Here is a 17,295-nt window from a genome sequence, read left to right on the forward strand (position 1 = left end):
CGGTGCCCTCCGACCAGCTCTGCCGGGTGGCGAGCAGCGCCACGGCCGCGCCGAGCGCGCCGCACAGCAGTGCGACGGCGAGGCTCAGGCGGCCGGCCCGGGCGGATCCGGAGGCTTGGGAACGTGGGTGCGGTACGGCAGTCACGTATCCCACTATCGCCTGAACCCCGGGCGAACCGTCACCCGGGGTTCATCTCAGGCCTTTCCCAGCCGGTTCGCCGTGTGGACGGCCCGCAGGACCGCCGCCGCCTTGTTGCGGCACTCGGTGTCCTCGGCGACCGGGTCGGAGTCGGCGACGATGCCCGCGCCCGCCTGGACGTAGGCGGTGCCGTCGCGCAGCAGGGCCGTGCGGATGGCGATGGCGGTGTCGGAGTCGCCCGCGAAGTCGAGATAGCCGACGCACCCGCCGTACAGCCCGCGCCGGGACGGTTCGAGTTCGTCGATGATCTGCATGGCGCGGGGCTTCGGGGCGCCGGAGAGGGTGCCGGCCGGGAAGCAGGCGGTGAGGACGTCGAAGGCCGTGCGGCCCGGGGCGACGCGGCCCGTCACCGTCGAGACGATGTGCATGACGTGCGAGTACTTCTCGATGGACATGAAGTCGACGACCTCGACCGAGCCGGGCTCGCAGACCCGCCCCAGGTCGTTGCGGCCCAGGTCGACGAGCATGAGGTGCTCGGCGCGCTCCTTGGGGTCGGCGAGGAGTTCGTCGGCGAGGGCCTGGTCCTCCTGCGGGGTGGCGCCGCGCCAGCGGGTGCCGGCGATGGGGTGGACCATGGCCTGTCCGTCCTCGACCTTGACCAGGGCCTCGGGGGACGAGCCGGCGACGTCGAACCCGTCGAAACGGAACAGGTACATGTACGGCGACGGGTTGGTCGCCCTGAGGACCCGGTAGACGTCCAGCGCGCTCGCGGTGCACGGCGTCTCGAAGCGCTGGGAGGGGACGACCTGGAAGGCCTCGCCCGCCCGGATGCGCTCCTTGATGTCCTCGACGGCCTCCTGGAAGTCGGGGCCGCCCCAGAGCGCGGAGTACTCGGGGACCTCGGAGGGCGGCAGGACGGCGGGGGGCTGGGCCACCGCGCGCGAGAGGTCCGCCTCCATGGCGTCGAGACGGGCGATGGCGTCCGCGTACGCCTCGTCGACACCGGTGTCGAGGTCGTTGTGGTTGATCGCGTTGGCGATCAGCAGGACCGAGCCCTCCCAGTGGTCCATGACGGCGAGGTCGCTGGTGAGGAGCATGGTCAGCTCGGGCAGCTTCAGGTCGTCGCGCTCGCCGGGGCCGATCTTCTCCAGGCGGCGGACGATGTCGTAGCCGAGATAGCCCACCATGCCGCCGGTGAAGGGCGGCATGCCCTCCTGGTGCGGGGTGTGCAGGACCTCGATGGTGGCGCGCAGGGCGGCGAGCGGGTCGCCGTCGGTGGGGACGCCGACGGGCGGGGTGCCGAGCCAGTGCGCCTGTCCGTCGCGCGTGGTCAGCGTGCCGGCGCTGCGGACTCCGACGAACGAGTACCGGGACCAGGAGCGGCCGTTCTCGGCGGACTCCAGCAGGAAGGTGCCGGGGCGCTCGGCCGCGAGCTTGCGGTAGAGCGCGACCGGGGTGTCGCCGTCGGCGAGGAGCTTGCGGGTGACCGGGATGACCCGCCGGTCGGTGGCGAGCTTGCGGAACGTCTCGAGGTCCATGGCGGCTGACCTTACTGATCCGCGGCGGCGGCGTCCGAACCGCCGTCCTTGAGCAGCACGTCCTCGTCGAAGCAGGTGCGGGCCCCGGTGTGGCAGGCGGCGCCGACCTGGTCGACCTTGATGAGCACGGTGTCGGCGTCGCAGTCCAGGGCGACGGACCTGACCCACTGGAAGTGGCCGGAGGTGTCGCCCTTGACCCAGTACTCCTGGCGGCTGCGGGACCAGTACGTGCAGCGGCCGGTGGTCAGGGTGCGATGCAGTGCCTCGTCATCCATCCAGCCGAGCATCAGCACCTCTCCGGTGTCGTACTGCTGGGCGATGGCGGGCAGGAGGCCGTCGGCGCTGCGCTTGAGGCGCGCGGCGATCTCCGGGTCGAGGCGGCTGGGCGTGCTGGTCATGTGGTCCATTGTGCCGGGCGCCACTGACAGGCCAGATGGAGTGTCCACTGGGCGGACCCCTTGCGCGGTCGTAGGCTGGGCCGCATGTCGACCCATGCCAAGCGTGAACGACTTCTCCTCGCCGATCTGTTGGAGACCGCGGGCCCGGACGCGCCCACCCTGTGCGAGGGCTGGACGACCCGGGACCTCGCCGCGCACGTGGTGGTGCGCGAGCGCCGCCCGGACGCCGCCGGCGGGATACTGATCAAGCAGCTCGCGTCGCGTCTGGACCGGGTGATGGCCGAGTACACCGGAAAGCCGTACGAGGAGCTGATCCAGCTGATCCGTACGGGCCCGCCGCGCTTCTCGCCCTTCTCCCTCAAGCCGGTCGACGAGATGTCGAACCTCATCGAGTTCTACGTCCACACGGAGGACGTCCGGCGCGCCCAGTCCGACTGGTCCGCGCGCGAGCTCGACGCGGTCTTCCAGGACGCCCTGTGGTCCCGTCTGGAACGCACCGCCCGGCTGATGGGCCGCGGCGTCCCGACGGGCCTGGTCCTGCGCCGCCCCGACGGCCAGACGACGGTCGCCCAGCGCGGCACCCCGGTGGTCACGGTGACCGGCGAGCCCTCCGAGCTGGTCCTGTTCTCCTACGGCCGGCAGAGCGCGGCCAAGGTCGACCTGGACGGCGACGAGAACGCGATCGCGAAACTGCACGAGACGAAGCAGCTGGGCATCTGAGACGGGCGTCAGCGGCCGGGGCGCGGGCGCTCAAAGGACGTCACCGCACCGGGTGACCCGCCTCCCGCAGTGTCTCCTTGACCTGGCCGATGCGCAGGTCCCCGAAGTGGAAGACCGACGCGGCCAGCACCGCGTCGGCGCCCGCCGCTACGGCCGGCGGGAAGTCGGTGAGCTTGCCGGCGCCGCCCGAGGCGATGACGGGGACGGTCACGTGCTTGCGTACGGCCTGGATCATCTCCAGGTCGTAGCCGTCCTTCGTGCCGTCCGCGTCCATCGAGTTGAGCAGGATCTCGCCCGCGCCCAGCTCGGCGGCCCGGTGTGCCCACTCGACGGCGTCGATGCCGGTGCCCTTCCGGCCACCGTGGGTGGTGACCTCGAAGGAGCCCGCCTCGGTGCGGCGGGCGTCCACCGAGAGGACCAGCACCTGCCGGCCGAAGCGCTCGGCGATCTCGCGGATCAGGTCGGGGCGGGCGATCGCCGCCGTGTTGACGCCGACCTTGTCCGCGCCGGCCCGCAACAGCTTGTCCACGTCCTCGGCCGTGCGGACGCCGCCGCCGACCGTGAGCGGGATGAAGACCTGCTCGGCGGTGCGGCGCACCACGTCGTACGTCGTCTCGCGGTTGCCCGACGAGGCGGTGATGTCCAGGAACGTCAGCTCGTCGGCGCCCTCGGCGTCGTACACCTTGGCCATCTCGACGGGGTCGCCCGCGTCGCGCAGGTTCTGGAAGTTGACGCCCTTGACGACCCGGCCGTTGTCCACGTCCAGGCAGGGGATGACTCGGACCGCCAGGGTCATGAATCCACGGCTCCTCTATACGCTTCCACTTCGACTGACACCAGGACCCGCGAGTCGATGAAGCCCTCCACGACCAGCAGGGTCGTGACCGGGCGTACGGAGTCGAACAGCTCCTTGTGGGCGCGGCCCACCGCATCGACATCGCGCGAATGTGCCAGGCACACACGAGTCCGGATCACGGACTCGATGCCGAGCCCGAACTCACCGATCGCCTCGACCGCACTGGCGAAGGCCACCCTGGTCTGTTCGTACGGGTCACCGTCGCCGTACAGCACGTCGCCCTTGAAGGCGGTCGTGCCCGCCACGATGACGCGGTCACCCGCCGCCACGGCCCGTGCGAAACCGAAGGACTCTTCCCAGGGACTTCCGCTCTGCACGCGCCGTACGGCTTCGGATGTCATGAAGACACAGCCTCCAAGGCTTCTTCCAGGGTGAACGCCTTCGCGTACAGGGCCTTCCCGACGATGGCCCCTTCGACACCGGCCGGGACGAGACCGGCGATCGCCCGCAGGTCGTCCAGCGACGACACGCCGCCTGAGGCCACGACAGGGCGGTCGGTGGCGGCGCACACATTGCGCAGCAGCTCCAGGTTCGGTCCCTGGAGTGTGCCGTCCTTGGCGATGTCGGTGACGACGTACCGCGCGCAGCCCTCCTTGTCGAGGCGCGCCAGCGTCTCGTAGAGGTCGCCGCCGTCGCGGGTCCAGCCCCGGCCGCGCAGGGTCGTGCCCCGTACGTCGAGGCCGACGGCGATCTGGTCGCCGTACTCGGCGATGACCTTGGCGACCCACTCGGGGGTCTCCAGGGCGGCCGTGCCGAGGTTCACCCGGGTGCAGCCGGTGGCCAGGGCGGCGGCGAGGGTGTCGTCGTCGCGGATGCCGCCGGACAGCTCCACCTTGATGTCCATGGCCTTCGCGACCTCGGCGATCAGCTCGCGGTTGTTCCCGGTGCCGAACGCGGCGTCCAGGTCGACCAGGTGCAGCCACTCGGCGCCGGACCGCTGCCAGGCGAGGGCCGCCTCCAGGGGGGAGCCGTAGGAGGTCTCCGAACCCGACTCGCCGTGCACCAGGCGGACCGCCTGGCCGTCACGGACGTCGACGGCGGGGAGGAGTTCGAGCTTCACGGAAGACTTCGGGGACATCAGAGGGTTCCGATCCAGTTGTTCAGCAGCTGCGCTCCGGCGTCGCCGGACTTCTCGGGGTGGAACTGCGTGGCCCACAGGGCGCCGTTCTCGACGGCCGCGACGAACGGCTTGCCGTGCGTCGACCAGGTCACCTTGGGGGGCTCGAGGGTCGGGTTGTGGGTCTCCAGCGACCAGTCCTGGACGGCGTAGGAGTGCACGAAGTAGAAGCGCGCGTCCGCGTCCAGGCCGGCGAACAGCTCCGAGCCGGCCGCGGCCTCCACGGTGTTCCAGCCCATGTGGGGCACGACGTCGGCCTGGAGCGGCTCGACCGAGCCGGGCCACTCGTCGAGGCCGTCGGTCTCCACTCCGTGCTCGATGCCGCGCGCGAAGAGGATCTGCATGCCGACGCAGATGCCCATGACCGGGCGGCCGCCGGACAGCCTGCGGTCGACGATCCAGTCGCCGCGCGCCTCGAGCAGGCCCTTCATGCAGGAGGCGAAGGCGCCGACGCCCGGGACGAGCAGCCCGTCGGCGTTCATGGCCTTGTCGTAGTCACGCGTGATCTCGACGTCGGCTCCCGCGCGCGCGAGGGCACGCTCGGCGGAGCGGACGTTGCCGAAGCCGTAGTCGAAGACCACCACCCTTTTCTGAGGGGCGCTCAATTCCACACCTCCAGCCGCACGACGCCGGCCACGAGACACATCGCGGCGCCGATCGACAGCAGCACGATCAGGCCCTTGGGCATCTTCTGCTTGACGAAGGAGTAGATCCCGCCGGCGAGGAACAGGCCGACGACGATCAGCAGGGTCGAGATGCCGTTCACAGGGCGCCCTTCGTGGACGGGAGGATGCCGGCCGCGCGCGGGTCACGCTCGGACGCGTAGCGCAGGGCCCGGGCCAGCGCCTTGAACTGGCACTCCACGATGTGGTGCGCGTTGCGCCCGTAGGGCACGTGCACGTGCAGCGCGATCTGGGCCTGGGCCACGAAGGACTCCAGGATGTGCCGCGTCATCGTGGTGTCGTACTCGCCGATCATCGGCGCCATCTTCTCGGGCTCGGTGTGCACGAGGTAGGGGCGGCCGGACAGGTCGACGGTGACCTGCGCGAGGGACTCGTCCAGCGGGACCGTGCAGTTGCCGAAGCGGTAGATCCCCACCTTGTCGCCGAGGGCCTGCTTGAAGGCGGCGCCGAGCGCGAGGGCGGTGTCCTCGATGGTGTGGTGCGAGTCGATGTGCAGATCGCCCTCGGTCTTCACGGTCAGGTCGAACAGACCGTGCCGGCCGAGCTGGTCGAGCATGTGGTCGTAGAAGCCGACGCCGGTGGAGATCTCCGTCTTGCCCGTGCCGTCGAGGTCTATCTCGACGAGGACCGTGGTCTCCTTGGTCGTCCGCTCCACGCGTCCGGTGCGGCTCATTGACTCTGCTCCTTCTTCAGTGCACGGACCGCGTCGAGGAACGCGTCGTTCTCTTCGGGGGTTCCGGCCGACACCCGCAGCCACCCGGGGATGCCGTTGTCCCGGACCAGGACACCCTGGTCGAGGATCTTCTGCCAGGCCGTGTGCGAGTCCTCGAACCTGCCGAACTGCACGAAGTTGGCATCGGACTCGACGACGTCGTAGCCCGTCGCGCGCAGTTCGCGCACCAGCCGGTCCCGCTCGGCCTTGAGCTGCTCGACGTAGCCCAGCAGCGTCTCGGTGTGCTCCAGGGCGGCCAGGGCGGTCGCCTGCGTGACGGCCGACAGGTGGTAGGGCAGCCGGACGAGCTGGACGGCGTCCACGACGGCCGGATGCGCGGCGAGGTAGCCGAGGCGCAGGCCCGCCGCGCCGAACGCCTTCGACATCGTGCGCGAGACGACGAGGTTCGGGCGGCCCTCGATCAGCGGCAGCAGCGAGTCGCCGTGGCTGAACTCGATGTACGCCTCGTCCACCACGACCATCGACGGCTTGGCCGCCTGCGCGGCCTCGTACAGCGCGAGGACCGTCTCGGGCGGGACCGCGTTGCCCGTGGGGTTGTTGGGCGTGGTGACGAAGACGACGTCGGGCCGGTGCTCGGCGATCGCCTTCTCGGCGGCCTCCAGGTCGACCGTGAAGTCCTCGTTGCGGGGACCGGAGATCCAGCCCGTGCCCGTGCCGCGCGAGATGAGCCCGTGCATCGAGTACGACGGCTCGAAGCCGATCGCCGTACGGCCCGGCCCGCCGAAGGTCTGCAGAAGCTGCTGGATGACCTCGTTGGAGCCGTTGGCGGCCCAGACGTTGGCCAGGCCGACCTCGTGGCCGGAGGTGTCCGTCAGGTACTCGGCGAGCTTGGTGCGCAGCTCGACCGCGTCCCGGTCCGGGTAGCGGTTGAGGTTGCGGGCCGCGTCACGGACCCGCTCGGCGATGCGCTCGACCAGCGGCTCGGGCAGCGGGTAGGGGTTCTCGTTGGTGTTCAGCCGGACGGGGACGTCGAGCTGGGGCGCGCCGTAGGGGGACTTGCCGCGCAGCTCGTCCCGTACGGGGAGATCGTCAATGCCTGTCACTTGCCTTCTGGAACCTTCCACCCGAACCTCGCCTTGATCGCCGCACCGTGTGCCGGCAGGTCCTCCGCCTCCGCCAGCGTCACCACATGGTGCGCGACCTCGGCCAGCGCGTCCTTCGTGTAGTCGACGATGTGGATGCCGCGCAGGAAGGACTGGACGGACAGGCCCGAGGAGTGGCAGGCGCAGCCGCCGGTGGGCAGGACGTGGTTGGAGCCGGCCGCGTAGTCGCCGAGGGAGACCGGGGCCCAGGGGCCGATGAAGATCGCGCCGGCGTTGCGGACCCGGTCGGCCACCGCCGCGGCGTCGGCCGTCTGGATCTCCAGGTGCTCGGCGCCGTACGCGTCGACCACCCTGAGGCCCTCGTCGACGCCGTCGACCAGCACGATCGCGGACTGCTTGCCGGACAGGGCCGGGACGATCCGGTCGTCGACGTGCCTGGTGGCCGCGATCTGCGGCTCCAGTTCCTTCTCCACGGCGTCCGCGAGCTCGACGGAGTCGGTGACGAGCACGGCGGCGGCCAGCGGGTCGTGCTCGGCCTGGCTGATCAGGTCGGAGGCGACGTGCACCGGGTCGGCCGTGTCGTCGGCGAGGACCGCGATCTCGGTCGGGCCGGCCTCGGCGTCGATACCGATCTTGCCGGTGAAGTAGCGCTTGGCGGCGGCGACCCAGATGTTGCCGGGGCCTGTGACCATGTCGGCGGGCGGGCAGGACTCGGTGCCGTAGGCGAACATCGCGACGGCCGTGGCCCCGCCGGCCGCGTACACCTCGTCGACGCCGAGCAGCGCGCAGGCGGCGAGGATGGTGGGGTGCGGCAGGCCGTCGAACGCGGCCTGGGCGGGAGAGGCGAGCGCGATCGACTCGACGCCGGCCTCCTGCGCGGGCACCACGTTCATGATCACGGAGGACGGGTACACGGAGCGCCCGCCGGGCGCGTAGAGCCCGACCCGCTGGACCGGTACCCACTTCTCGGTCACGGCGCCGCCGGGCACCACCTGGGTGGTGTGCGTGTCGCGGCGCTGCGCGCGGTGCACGATCCGGGCGCGGCGGATGGACTCCTCGAGGGCCGCGCGCACGGCCGGGTCGAGTTCCTCCAGCGCGCGGGTGAGCGCGGCGGCCGGCACCCGCACCTGGTCGAGCCTGACCCCGTCGAACCGCTCGGCGAAGTCGATCAGCGCCGCGTCGCCCCGATGATGCACGTCCTCGCAGATCGGACGCACCTTCTCCAGGGCGGCCGCTACGTCGAATTCGGCTCGGGGCAGCAGGTCACGCAGGGCGGTGCCCTCGGGGAGGGCGTCGCCGCGCAGATCGATTCGGGAGATCACGTGCTCAATTCTCTCAGACCCGGGTGAGGCGTCGTCCGCGCGTATCAATGGCTGATACAGAACGCCGAGGGAAGCCGGAACATCCCCTTCACGTTTCGCGTTCGGGGCGTCACCCAGCGGGCATGAACAGTTGTACGAAGAAACCAACCCGCGAGTACCCGGGGAGGAAGGGAAAGACGTGACCGAGGGGGCCGGCGTGCGTGCCGGGGATGTGCCCGAAGACCTGACCGCGGCCGAGGCCGGCATGTGGCAGGCCTTCCGCAACGGCAGCGTGTACGACCTGAGCAGCGGCGACCCGCTGGTGGACGATCCGCACGGCGGCCGGCCGTGGGGCGAGGAGCGGACGGTGCGGGCCCGGATCGTCTGCTGGCTGCTCCTCGACGGCCCGCCCGCCCTGGCCGGCCGGGTGTCGGCGCTGAAGCTGGCCGGCATACGGATCAGCGGCTCGCTGGATCTCGCGGGGGGCACGGTGGTGCCGTACGTCGAGATGCGCCAGTGCCGGTTCGAGCAGGACGTGCTGCTGCCGGAGGCCCGCTTCACGACCCTGCGGATGGTGGACTGCTCGGTGCCGCGGCTCGAGGCCGCCCGGGTGCACACCGAGGGCGATCTGCATCTGCCGCGCTGCCGTTTCCATCGCGGCATCCGGATCACGGACGCGCAGATCGGCACGGACCTGATGCTCAACCAGGCGATCGTGCACCGGGACCGCAGCGGCCGGTCGATCGCCGCGGACGGCCTGACCGTCGGCCAGGACTTACAGGCCGAGCTGCTGGAGTCGCACGGCGAGCTGAGCCTGCGCGCCGCCACCATCGGCGTCTCGCTGAGCCTGCGGGGCGCATGCCTGGCCAATCCCTACGAGCGGCTCGCGCTGAACGCCCCGCAGCTCACCGTCGAGCGCAGCCTGTATCTGACCCCGGCGGGGGTCGGCGCCCAGGCGATGAGCGGGATGACCCCGGCGCGCGGCACGCGGATCCAGCGGTTCGAGTGCGAGGGCGGGATCCGGCTCGACGACGGGCGGTTCGGCGACGCCGTCGACTTCGAGCGGGCCCGCTTCGCCCTCACCGACGACCAGGAGCTGTCACTGCGCCGGGTGCAGACACCCGAGCTGCGGTTCCTCGGGGAGCATCCGGCGCGCGGTCGGGTGGTGCTGTCGGGGGCGAAGATCATCAACCTGATGGACCGGGCGGACGCCTGGCCCGGCCCGGGGCGGCTGCACATGGGCGGCTTCGCCTACGAGAACCTCGTGCCGCGCGGCCCGTTCCCGCTGGCCGAGCGGCTGGACTGGGTGGCGGCGGCGACCGCCGAGTACAACCCGGAGCCGTACGAGCGCCTCGCGTCCGTGCTGCGGGCCGGCGGGGAGGACGAGGACGCCCGTGAGGTGCTGCTCGCCAAGCAGCGCCGGCACCGCGAGGGCCTGCCGCCGGCCGCCAAGCTGTGGGGCTATGTGCAGGACTTGACGGTCGCCTACGGGTACCGGCCGGGCCGGGCCGCCGTGTGGATGGCGGTGCTGTGGGCGGCGGGCTCGTTCGCCTTCGCGCAGGCCGGCCATCCGCCGCTGAAGCGGGGCGAGCATCCGGAGTGGAGTCCCACGCTGTTCACGCTCGATCTGCTGCTGCCGGTCATCGACCTGGGCCAGGTGGGCTACTGGCAGTTGCGCGGGGGCTGGCAGTGGCTGGCGACGGCGATGATCCTGCTGGGCTGGATCCTGGCGACGACGGTGGCGGCGGGGGCCACGCGATTGCTGCGGCGCAACTGATGTTGCCGGTGTGACCATAGTTATTGAACTGTCACACCTTTACCTTCTCTTGACCATGAGGCGTACAACTTTCGGCGAGTTCCCCTAACCACCTGGCGCCGCTGTGACCAGCGGTCTTTCAATGGTCGACACCATGGCTCTGCAGCTCCCGTTCATCCGCGCGAGCCGGATGACAAGGACCGCCCCCCACCCCGTCGGCGGGCCGTGCGCCGACGACGAGGTGCTGCTCGACGCGCCCGACGCACGGCTGAGTCCGGCCCTGGTCGCCGCCGCCCGCGGCGATCACGGACCGGCCGCCGGGCTGCTCCACGCCACCCGCGCGGCGGCCGAGTGGGAGCGACGCGACCGGTACGTGACCCGGCTGGCCGCCTTCGCCCGCTCGCGCCCCGAATGGCTCGACGCCTGGCTCGCCACCGCCCCGCACGACCCCGACGCGCTGCTGGTCGGGGCCCAGCTCGCGGTGGACCGCGCCTGGCTCTCGCCGGCCCGCACCGAGCTGCTGCGCGAGGTGAGCCCGCTGCTCACGGCCGCGGCCCGGGGCGACCAGCGGGACCCGGTGCCGTGGCGGCTCGCGCTCGACCACGCGCGGGGCGCGCAGGCCGGGCACAAGTACTTCGAGGAGCTGTGGGCGGCGGCCGTACGCCGTGCACCGCACCACTACGGCTCCCATGTGGCCGCCCTGCGCTATCTGGCCGCCTCCTGGCACGGTTCGCACCAGGAGTGCTTCGACTTCGCCGACCGGGCCGCACAGGACGCGCCCGCCGACGCGCTCGCCCAGGCACTCCCGCTCCGGGCGGCCTTCGGCTACCTGACCGACGGCTGCGGACCCCAGGTGCCGCGCGAGCGGCTGGACGCGGCCGCCGACCGGGCGATCGCGCTGTCCCCGCTGCTGCCGGCGGCCGACCCCTGGCCCGCCCGGATGCGGAACCTGCTGATCTTCGTCCTGGTGTGCCTGGAGCGCTGGCCGGACGCCGCCGAGCAGCTACGGCTGAACGGCCCGTACGCCACCTCGTTCCCCTGGGACCAGGTGTCGGACGACCCGCTCGGACACTTCCTGCGGGTGCGCGACGACGTCCGTGCCGCGACGGCAGGTCAGCCGTCCTGGCATCCACGGAGTGAACGGGGCGGACGAGTCCGCTCCGGCGACCATTAGGCTTTTGCGTCGTGACCACCGTCCGGCTCCCCCTCTTCCCCCTGAACTCGGTGCTGTTCCCGGGGCTCGTGCTCCCGCTCAACGTCTTCGAGGAGCGGTATCGCGCCATGATGCGCGAACTGCTGAAGACCCCGGAGGACGAGCCGCGCCGGTTCGCCGTCGTGGCGATCCGCGACGGCCACGAGGTGGCCTTGAGCGCGCCCGGCATGCCCGACCCGACAGCCCTGCCCGAACGGGGCCCCCTGGCCGGTTTCGGCGCCGACCCGGTCAAGGCGTTCCACAAGGTGGGCTGTGTGGCGGACGCGGCGACGATCCGGGAGCGGACCGACGGCTCCTTCGAAGTGCTGGCGACCGGCACCTCCCGGGTGCGGCTGCTGTCCGTCGACGCGTCCGGTCCCTTTCTGACGGCCGAGCTGGAGACGCTGCCCGAGGAGCCGGGGGACGAGGCCGCGCCGTTGGCCGAAGGGGTGCTGCGGTCCTTCCGCCAGTACCAGAAGCGGCTGGCCGGCGCGCGGGAACGCTCCCTGGCGACCGGCGCCGAGCTGCCCGACGAGCCGGGCGTGGTGTCGTATCTGGTGGCGGCGGCGATGATGCTGGACACCCCGTCCAAGCAACGCCTGCTCCAGGCCCCCGACACGGCGTCCCGCCTGCGCGACGAGCTGAAACTCCTTCGCTCGGAGACGGCCATCATCCGTAATCTGCCGTCGTTGCCGGCGTCGGAACTGACGCGCGGCCCGATGAGCCTCAACTGAAGCGGACCGGCATGGCGAAGAAGTCGAAGAAGCAACAGCAGCCGGGGGGCACGCCCGCCACGGTCGCGCTCACGACGGCGGGCGTGGACTTCGCCGTCCACTCCTACGACCACGACCCCGCCCACCCCTCCTACGGCGAGGAGGCGGCCGAGGCGATGGGCGTCTCACCGGACCGGGTGTTCAAGACCCTGGTGGCGGACGTCGACGGCGCGTTGACGGTCGCGGTGGTCCCGGTGGCGGGCCAACTGGACCTCAAGTCCCTGGCATCGGCCGTCGGCGGCAAACGCGCCACCATGGCCGACCCGACCCTGGCCGAACGCACGACGGGCTATGTCAGGGGCGGCATCTCACCCTTGGGCCAGCGCAAGAAACTCCGGACGGTCCTCGACGAGTCGGCCTCGACCCACCCGACGATCTGCGTCTCGGCGGGCCGGAGGGGCCTGGAGGTGGAACTGTCGCCGGAGGATCTCCAGAAGCTGACAGAAGCGGTCTTGGCTTCCATCGGGCGGCTCCTCTAGCTGCGGGCAATCGTGCCGCTGAGGGCGGCACGGGTGGGCGCAGCGGCACCCCGCTACGCCGGGCTGCGCGCCCCCCCCCCCCCAGCCCCAACGCCGAGCACCTACGCAGCAGGCGGCGCCTGATACGGCCCCTCGGGAAACTCCGGCTCAGGATCCCGAGGCCCGAACAACGCCGTAAGCCCCAGATGCAACACCAGCGCGGCAAGCGGCCAGGCCAGCAACGCCCCCTTCGCCCCCAGCTTCAGCGGCGCGGAGAACGTCACCCCCCGCCCCACATCCCGCGCCCGCGCGATGACATCCTCCGCGGGCCCGAGCCACACCCCGATCCGCCACGCCAGCAGCGATCCGAGCAGCCCGCCGACAGCCAGTCCCACCACCAGCGGCACACCCCCGCGCCGCCGCAGCAGGAACACGACCAGCGCGCTGACGACCCCGAGGCCCAGCCCGAGCAGCGTGAACGTGCCGTCGACCCCGACAGCCTGCTCGCCCTCGGTGTCCTTGAGGTAGACGACCCAGTTGCCCTCCACCACGTCACCGACCAGCGGCACGTGCGGGGCGAGCCACCACCACAGCACTCCGAGCAGCACCCCGCCGAGCGCGACGGCCAGCGAGATCACGGCGGCTTCCCGTACTTCGGTCTTCATGCCGGGGCCGTCCTGTCCGTACCAGCCGTGCCCGGCGTACTCGGCGTGCTCGGCGTGCTGAGACCCGGGAGCCTGGGGCCCGTTCGCCCCGGGCCCGGTGGCCGGCGGCTGCCACGCATCCTGCGCGGAACGTTCATGCGGTGGCGGTGGCGGAGTCAGTGGTGCGGTCACCCTGCCATCGTGCCAGTCCCGCCTGTGCGCCGCGTCACCGGACGACCGCTCCGCGCTCACCGGACGGCCGCCCGGCGGTACGCCCAGGTCGCCACGGCCAGCGAGACGACGCCCACCACCGCGCACACGGCGAGGTCACCGAGCACGAAGGCCCAGTCGGGATGCGGTCCGAACGTCCGCGCGAAGGCCTCGACCCCGTAGGTCGACGGCAGCAGATCCCGCGCGAAGCGCACGACCTCCGGCATCCGGTCCGCAGGCAGCACGCCCAGCAGCAGCGCCGCCGACATGCCGAGCTGTCCGAGCAGCGTGGCCAGCTCCGGCCGGGGCGCGAGCAGCCCCAGCGCCGCCCCCAGCCCGGCGAGCGCGGCGCCCGCGAGCGGGATCACGGCCATCAGGACCCACAGATGGGCCAGCGGCAGCCCGAACAGGGCGCAGCCGAACACCGCCGTCACGATCGTCCCCGGCACGGTGAAGGAGGCGTACGCGCCCGCCGCGCCCAGCACCACCGCCGCCGGCGGCACCGGCAGGGTCGCGTAGTGGTCGAGTCCGCCACTGGCCCGGAGCTGCCCGAAGTACTGCGCGAGCAGGTTCAGCGCGACGAAGGCGACGACCAGGACCGACGAGCCGGCGACGACCGCCTGCGCCTCCGCCCCGTCGTCCACGACCCCGCGCATCAGGATCATGATGCCGATCGACTGGAAGGTCGCCACGAACAGCAGCGGGATCCGCGCGACCCGCGCCCGGGAGAGCTGCGCCCGGTACACGGCCGCCAGCGAAGGCCACAGCCGTGCCCTGGGCCCGAGCTCGGCCGCGCACACGGCGGGCTCCTCCGCGGCCAGGGCACTGCCCGGCAGGACATCGGCGGGTACGACACTCACGTCGCGCTGCTCCCCTTCGCTCGGGTCCACTGCGGCAGTCGCCCTGTTCGGTACGTATGCGGCGGCCTGTGCGCTCAAGTCCCCCGCACTCAGGGCCCCGGTACTCCTCACGCCTTCACCAGCCCCTGCTGCACGGCACCGCCCAGGGCCAGGTACACGTCCTCCAGGCTCGGCGTGGCCAGCGTGAAGTCGTCCAGCGCGGCGAAGGCGGCCCCGCCGGTGACGGTGGCGACGACCGCCCGGGCCTCCTCGGGCCCGAGCCGGAGCGTCCAGCGGCGGCCCGACTCCACGACGCGGTCCCGCAGCGCGGCCACCTCGGGGACGTGCAGCGGTGCCGCGTCCCGCCACACCAGCTCCACCCGCACCTCACCGGCGACCTGTTCCTTGAGCCCGGCCGGGGTGTCGCAGGCGATCACCTTCCCCCGGTCGAGGACGGCCACCCGGTCCAGTACGGTCTCGGCCTCGATGACGTTGTGGGTGACGAGCAGCACCGTCGTCCCCCGTTCGGCGCGTCGCCGGTCGACGGCGGACCACACGGCCCGCCGCGCCACCGGGTCCATGCCGGAGGTCGGCTCGTCGAGCACGAGCAGCGACCGCTCCCCCACCAGTGCCGCGGCGAAGCACGCCAGGCGCCGCTGGCCCCCGGAGAGCTTCTTCAGCGGCCGCCCGGCGAGGGTCGCGAGCCCCAGCTCGTCGAGTACGTCGTCCCGCTCGGCCCGCGCGGCCCGTACGTCCAGGCCGCGCAGCCGCCCGGTGGTCTCGGCGGCGAGCGACACGGTCAGCTCGTCGAGGGCGGTCGACTCCTGCCCGAGGTAGGCGAGGATGCGCGCGGCCCGTTCCGGGTGGCGCACGATGTCGTGCCCGAGGATCTCCACGCTGCCGCGGTCGGGCCGCATCAGCCCGGTGAGCTGCCGTACGAGGGTGGACTTGCCGGCGCCGTTCGGCCCGAGCAGGCCGAAGATCTCGCCGCGCCGGATGTTCAGCCGTACGTCGTCCGTGGCCCGGACCTCGGGTGTTCCGGGCGCGCCGCGCCGGCCCCGGACCGCCGGATAGGTCTTGGTCAGCCCGCGGACCGCGCACACGACGTCACCATCGTGCCGAAATGCCTGTGCCGCGCGCTTACTCACAAGGGACGAGACTACGGGGTCGGGAACCCCGGCCGGTTCTCGGGTCGGTCCGTTCCGGGAAATCCGCTCGCAAGGATCTCAGTCGCCGACGGGCGTGTGCTCCACGCCCGTGCGCACGCCGATCTCCCGCCAGAAACCGGCCCGGATGGCGTAACGGTCCCGCTCGTCGATCTGGTCGTCCTTGTGGGCGAGCAGTCCGAAGCGGGCGGCGTAGCGCAGCAGCTCCCCGTCGACCCGGTGCGGGATGCGCGGGTACATCCCGGACAGTTTCGGCAGCTGGCCCTGGTCGCCGAGGCGCTCCACCCAGCGCCGTGCGAAGACCTGCCCCACCTCGTACGGGTCGCCGCCGACCGTGGTGATGTCCTCCTCGCGGTCGGCCCACCGCTGCTCGGCCGTGGTCAGCTGGGCGAGCGTCGGCATCGAGGCGGCCTCTGGGGGCTCGGCCGTGGGCCGGTCGACCCAGCCCTTGTCGGAGGACCAGCGAAGGGTGGCGGAGGCGGGGGGCTGGGCGGGCTGGGTTCCGGGGGCGCGCAGGGCCGCCAGGTCTTTGGGCGTGGGGACGCCTTTGGGGGCGGGGACCCGCTCCTCGGTGCCGTTCTGCCCGGGGCCGGCCACCGGGTGCGGGGGCGGCGGGGCGGTCCGCTCGGCCGTGGCGGCGAGCGAGGACTCGGGCAGCGGCGCGGAGAGGATCGCGGCGATCTCGGGCCGGGGCACGGGCTGCGGGGCGCACACGCCGGTGTACTCCTTGGCGCGGACCGCCTTGGTGATCCACGTCCGGTCCAGGACGCGCCGCTCGTCGGCCTCGGCGACCAGGTCCTCGGACTGGTTGTAGTCGCCGTCGGCGGCCTGGACGGCCCACAGGTGGACGGCGACGCCGTGCTCCTTGGCGGCCATCATGCCGGGCAGCAGGTCGCCGTCGCCGGTGACGAGGACGACGTCGGAGCAGGCGCGGTTGCGGGCCAGCTCGGTGAGCTCGGCGTGCATCGCGGCGTCCACGCCCTTCTGCGCCCAGCGGCCGTCGCTGCGGGTCAGCGCGCCGAGCCGGACGGTGACCCGGGGCATCACGCGCAGTCGGCGGTGCTCCGGTTGCGGGACGCGGTCGGGGGCGCCGTCGAACCAGTAGATGCGCAGCAGGGGCTGCTGCGTATCGGACTCGGCGCGTTCGCGCAGCCCCTGGATGAGGGCCGTGTGGTCGACGGTGATACGGGATCGCGATGGCTCCCCGGCGAGGAGACTCGCCGCGGCTCCCAGCAGATACCCGGCGTCCACCAGGACGATGCAGCGGTCCACACGACTCACCCTCTTCCCAGGAGGTTTGCTTCGGGCTTGCTTCGAGTCTGCCCGACGGCGCGGAGGTTAACGGCCGGAACTCGATCTTCGGCGTGGCGTTTCCGGGGTTCCCGCTCCGACCAGCCCTGTCACGCACGGTAATTGTCCGACATGCGATCGTTGTCGGCCTGTGTGAATCTGGTCCCGGCCCTGGCCCCTAGATCCCCCACAGGAGGCACCACCATGGCCAAGAACAAGAACCGTGAACGCAAGCAGCGTCCCACCGAGCGTGGCCAGCGGGCGGACCGCAGCCCCGCGGCGCAGACGGAGCCCCAGCCCGAAGTCGAGGTCGCCGCCCCGGGCGACATGGCGACCCGTAAGCGGAAGCGCAGCTTCGGTCACAACTGACATCTGCGTGACGGGTCGTTGAGACCCACTGACTTGCGCATATGCGTGAGGGGCGTACCCGGTACCGGGT

The 17,295-nt window shown here is 72.0% G+C and carries 20 protein-coding genes and 1 pseudogene; 6 read left to right on the top strand and 15 right to left on the bottom strand.

Annotated elements, in window-relative coordinates; translation table 11 throughout:
• The 3 genes and pseudogenes from ACFTZL_RS23560 to hisI form a co-directional block, all read right to left on the bottom strand.
• A pseudogene (locus tag ACFTZL_RS23560) lies at positions 1–154 on the bottom strand (TIGR02234 family membrane protein); the annotation flags it as partial.
• Between the two features lie 41 nt (positions 155–195).
• The gene (locus ACFTZL_RS23565; protein WP_382586156.1) at positions 196–1,677 is read right to left on the bottom strand and encodes an anthranilate synthase component I; all 1,482 of its coding nucleotides are present in this window, start codon (positions 1,675–1,677) and stop codon (positions 196–198) included.
• An 11-nt stretch (positions 1,678–1,688) separates the two neighbouring features.
• A complete protein-coding gene (gene hisI / locus ACFTZL_RS23570; RefSeq protein ID WP_382586159.1) occupies positions 1,689–2,075 on the bottom strand; it encodes a phosphoribosyl-AMP cyclohydrolase in 387 nt (128 codons plus the stop codon).
• Between the two features lie 84 nt (positions 2,076–2,159).
• Between hisI and ACFTZL_RS23575 the strand changes: the two genes are divergently transcribed.
• Positions 2,160–2,795 (top strand): TIGR03085 family metal-binding protein, encoded by a 636-nt coding sequence (locus ACFTZL_RS23575; protein ID WP_382586162.1) that lies wholly within the window; start codon positions 2,160–2,162, stop codon positions 2,793–2,795.
• 40 nt (positions 2,796–2,835) lie between these two features.
• On the opposite strand, the gene hisF is transcribed toward ACFTZL_RS23575, so the two are convergent.
• The 8 genes from hisF to hisD are packed head-to-tail and all read right to left on the bottom strand — an operon-like array spanning position 2,836 to position 8,549.
• The gene (gene hisF, locus ACFTZL_RS23580) at positions 2,836–3,591 is read right to left on the bottom strand and encodes an imidazole glycerol phosphate synthase subunit HisF (RefSeq protein ID WP_382586165.1); all 756 of its coding nucleotides are present in this window, start codon (positions 3,589–3,591) and stop codon (positions 2,836–2,838) included.
• A complete protein-coding gene (locus tag ACFTZL_RS23585) occupies positions 3,588–3,992 on the bottom strand; it encodes a RidA family protein (protein WP_184596613.1) in 405 nt (134 codons plus the stop codon). The genes hisF and ACFTZL_RS23585 overlap by 4 nt, the downstream gene beginning before the upstream one ends.
• Positions 3,989–4,729, bottom strand: coding sequence for a bifunctional 1-(5-phosphoribosyl)-5-((5-phosphoribosylamino)methylideneamino)imidazole-4-carboxamide isomerase/phosphoribosylanthranilate isomerase PriA (gene priA, locus ACFTZL_RS23590; RefSeq protein WP_382586168.1), 741 nt, complete (start codon positions 4,727–4,729; stop codon positions 3,989–3,991). Before priA ends, ACFTZL_RS23585 begins: the two co-directional genes overlap by 4 nt.
• On the bottom strand, positions 4,729–5,373 hold the full coding sequence (gene hisH / locus ACFTZL_RS23595) for an imidazole glycerol phosphate synthase subunit HisH (protein ID WP_382586171.1): 645 nt from the start codon (positions 5,371–5,373) through the stop codon (positions 4,729–4,731). Before hisH ends, priA begins: the two co-directional genes overlap by 1 nt.
• On the bottom strand, positions 5,370–5,534 hold the full coding sequence (locus tag ACFTZL_RS23600; RefSeq protein ID WP_355826654.1) for a hypothetical protein: 165 nt from the start codon (positions 5,532–5,534) through the stop codon (positions 5,370–5,372). Before ACFTZL_RS23600 ends, hisH begins: the two co-directional genes overlap by 4 nt.
• A complete protein-coding gene (hisB, locus tag ACFTZL_RS23605) occupies positions 5,531–6,124 on the bottom strand; it encodes an imidazoleglycerol-phosphate dehydratase HisB (RefSeq protein WP_030248649.1) in 594 nt (197 codons plus the stop codon). The genes ACFTZL_RS23600 and hisB overlap by 4 nt, the downstream gene beginning before the upstream one ends.
• Positions 6,121–7,227 (bottom strand): histidinol-phosphate transaminase, encoded by a 1,107-nt coding sequence (locus ACFTZL_RS23610; protein WP_382586175.1) that lies wholly within the window; start codon positions 7,225–7,227, stop codon positions 6,121–6,123. The genes hisB and ACFTZL_RS23610 overlap by 4 nt, the downstream gene beginning before the upstream one ends.
• Positions 7,224–8,549 (bottom strand): histidinol dehydrogenase, encoded by a 1,326-nt coding sequence (gene hisD, locus ACFTZL_RS23615; RefSeq protein ID WP_382586178.1) that lies wholly within the window; start codon positions 8,547–8,549, stop codon positions 7,224–7,226. Before hisD ends, ACFTZL_RS23610 begins: the two co-directional genes overlap by 4 nt.
• 178 nt (positions 8,550–8,727) lie before the next feature.
• Between hisD and ACFTZL_RS23620 the strand changes: the two genes are divergently transcribed.
• From ACFTZL_RS23620 to ybaK, 4 genes are all read left to right on the top strand, one after another.
• Positions 8,728–10,305, top strand: a complete 1,578-nt coding sequence (locus ACFTZL_RS23620; RefSeq protein WP_382586181.1) for an oxidoreductase — start codon at positions 8,728–8,730, stop codon at positions 10,303–10,305.
• 121 nt (positions 10,306–10,426) lie between these two features.
• Entirely contained in the window at positions 10,427–11,458 is a 1,032-nt protein-coding gene (locus tag ACFTZL_RS23625) for a hypothetical protein (protein ID WP_382586184.1), read from the top strand.
• 11 nt (positions 11,459–11,469) lie between these two features.
• A complete protein-coding gene (locus tag ACFTZL_RS23630; protein ID WP_382586187.1) occupies positions 11,470–12,210 on the top strand; it encodes an LON peptidase substrate-binding domain-containing protein in 741 nt (246 codons plus the stop codon).
• A gap of 11 nt (positions 12,211–12,221) precedes the next feature.
• Positions 12,222–12,728: a Cys-tRNA(Pro) deacylase gene (gene ybaK / locus ACFTZL_RS23635; protein ID WP_382586190.1), complete on the top strand. Its 507-nt coding sequence runs from the start codon at positions 12,222–12,224 to the stop codon at positions 12,726–12,728.
• Positions 12,729–12,829: 101 nt separating this feature from the next.
• Here the strand turns inward: ybaK and ACFTZL_RS23640 are convergent, their stop codons facing one another.
• The 4 genes from ACFTZL_RS23640 to ACFTZL_RS23655 form a co-directional block, all read right to left on the bottom strand.
• Positions 12,830–13,543: an AAA family ATPase gene (locus tag ACFTZL_RS23640; RefSeq protein ID WP_382586193.1), complete on the bottom strand. Its 714-nt coding sequence runs from the start codon at positions 13,541–13,543 to the stop codon at positions 12,830–12,832.
• A gap of 56 nt (positions 13,544–13,599) precedes the next feature.
• Positions 13,600–14,421 (bottom strand): ABC transporter permease, encoded by an 822-nt coding sequence (locus ACFTZL_RS23645; protein WP_382586196.1) that lies wholly within the window; start codon positions 14,419–14,421, stop codon positions 13,600–13,602.
• A gap of 107 nt (positions 14,422–14,528) precedes the next feature.
• Entirely contained in the window at positions 14,529–15,503 is a 975-nt protein-coding gene (locus ACFTZL_RS23650) for an ABC transporter ATP-binding protein (RefSeq protein ID WP_382586198.1), read from the bottom strand.
• 123 nt (positions 15,504–15,626) lie between these two features.
• Positions 15,627–16,838, bottom strand: a complete 1,212-nt coding sequence (locus tag ACFTZL_RS23655; protein WP_382586201.1) for an NYN domain-containing protein — start codon at positions 16,836–16,838, stop codon at positions 15,627–15,629.
• 222 nt (positions 16,839–17,060) lie between these two features.
• Here ACFTZL_RS23655 and ACFTZL_RS23660 point away from each other — a divergent pair, with 222 nt between their 5' ends.
• Positions 17,061–17,225, top strand: coding sequence for a hypothetical protein (locus tag ACFTZL_RS23660; RefSeq protein WP_229873351.1), 165 nt, complete (start codon positions 17,061–17,063; stop codon positions 17,223–17,225).
• Positions 17,226–17,295 lie beyond the last annotated feature (70 nt).

Origin of the sequence: Streptomyces sp. NPDC056948, assembly GCF_042674225.1 — a bacterium.
Lineage (GTDB): Bacteria > Actinomycetota > Actinomycetes > Streptomycetales > Streptomycetaceae > Streptomyces > Streptomyces purpurascens.

Bases quoted from the DNA above. Each gene is read 5' to 3' on its own strand.
- ACFTZL_RS23565 (WP_382586156.1), bottom strand. From the start codon at position 1,677: ATGGACCTCGAGACGTTCCGCAAGCTCGCCACCGACCGGCGGGTCATC.
- hisI (WP_382586159.1), bottom strand. From the start codon at position 2,075: ATGACCAGCACGCCCAGCCGCCTCGACCCGGAGATCGCCGCGCGCCTC.
- ACFTZL_RS23575 (WP_382586162.1), top strand. From the start codon at position 2,160: ATGTCGACCCATGCCAAGCGTGAACGACTTCTCCTCGCCGATCTGTTG.
- hisF (WP_382586165.1), bottom strand. From the start codon at position 3,591: ATGACCCTGGCGGTCCGAGTCATCCCCTGCCTGGACGTGGACAACGGC.
- ACFTZL_RS23585 (WP_184596613.1), bottom strand. From the start codon at position 3,992: ATGACATCCGAAGCCGTACGGCGCGTGCAGAGCGGAAGTCCCTGGGAA.
- priA (WP_382586168.1), bottom strand. From the start codon at position 4,729: ATGTCCCCGAAGTCTTCCGTGAAGCTCGAACTCCTCCCCGCCGTCGAC.
- hisB (WP_030248649.1), bottom strand. From the start codon at position 6,124: ATGAGCCGCACCGGACGCGTGGAGCGGACGACCAAGGAGACCACGGTC.
- ACFTZL_RS23625 (WP_382586184.1), top strand. From the start codon at position 10,427: ATGGTCGACACCATGGCTCTGCAGCTCCCGTTCATCCGCGCGAGCCGG.
- ybaK (WP_382586190.1), top strand. From the start codon at position 12,222: ATGGCGAAGAAGTCGAAGAAGCAACAGCAGCCGGGGGGCACGCCCGCC.
- ACFTZL_RS23660 (WP_229873351.1), top strand. From the start codon at position 17,061: ATGGCCAAGAACAAGAACCGTGAACGCAAGCAGCGTCCCACCGAGCGT.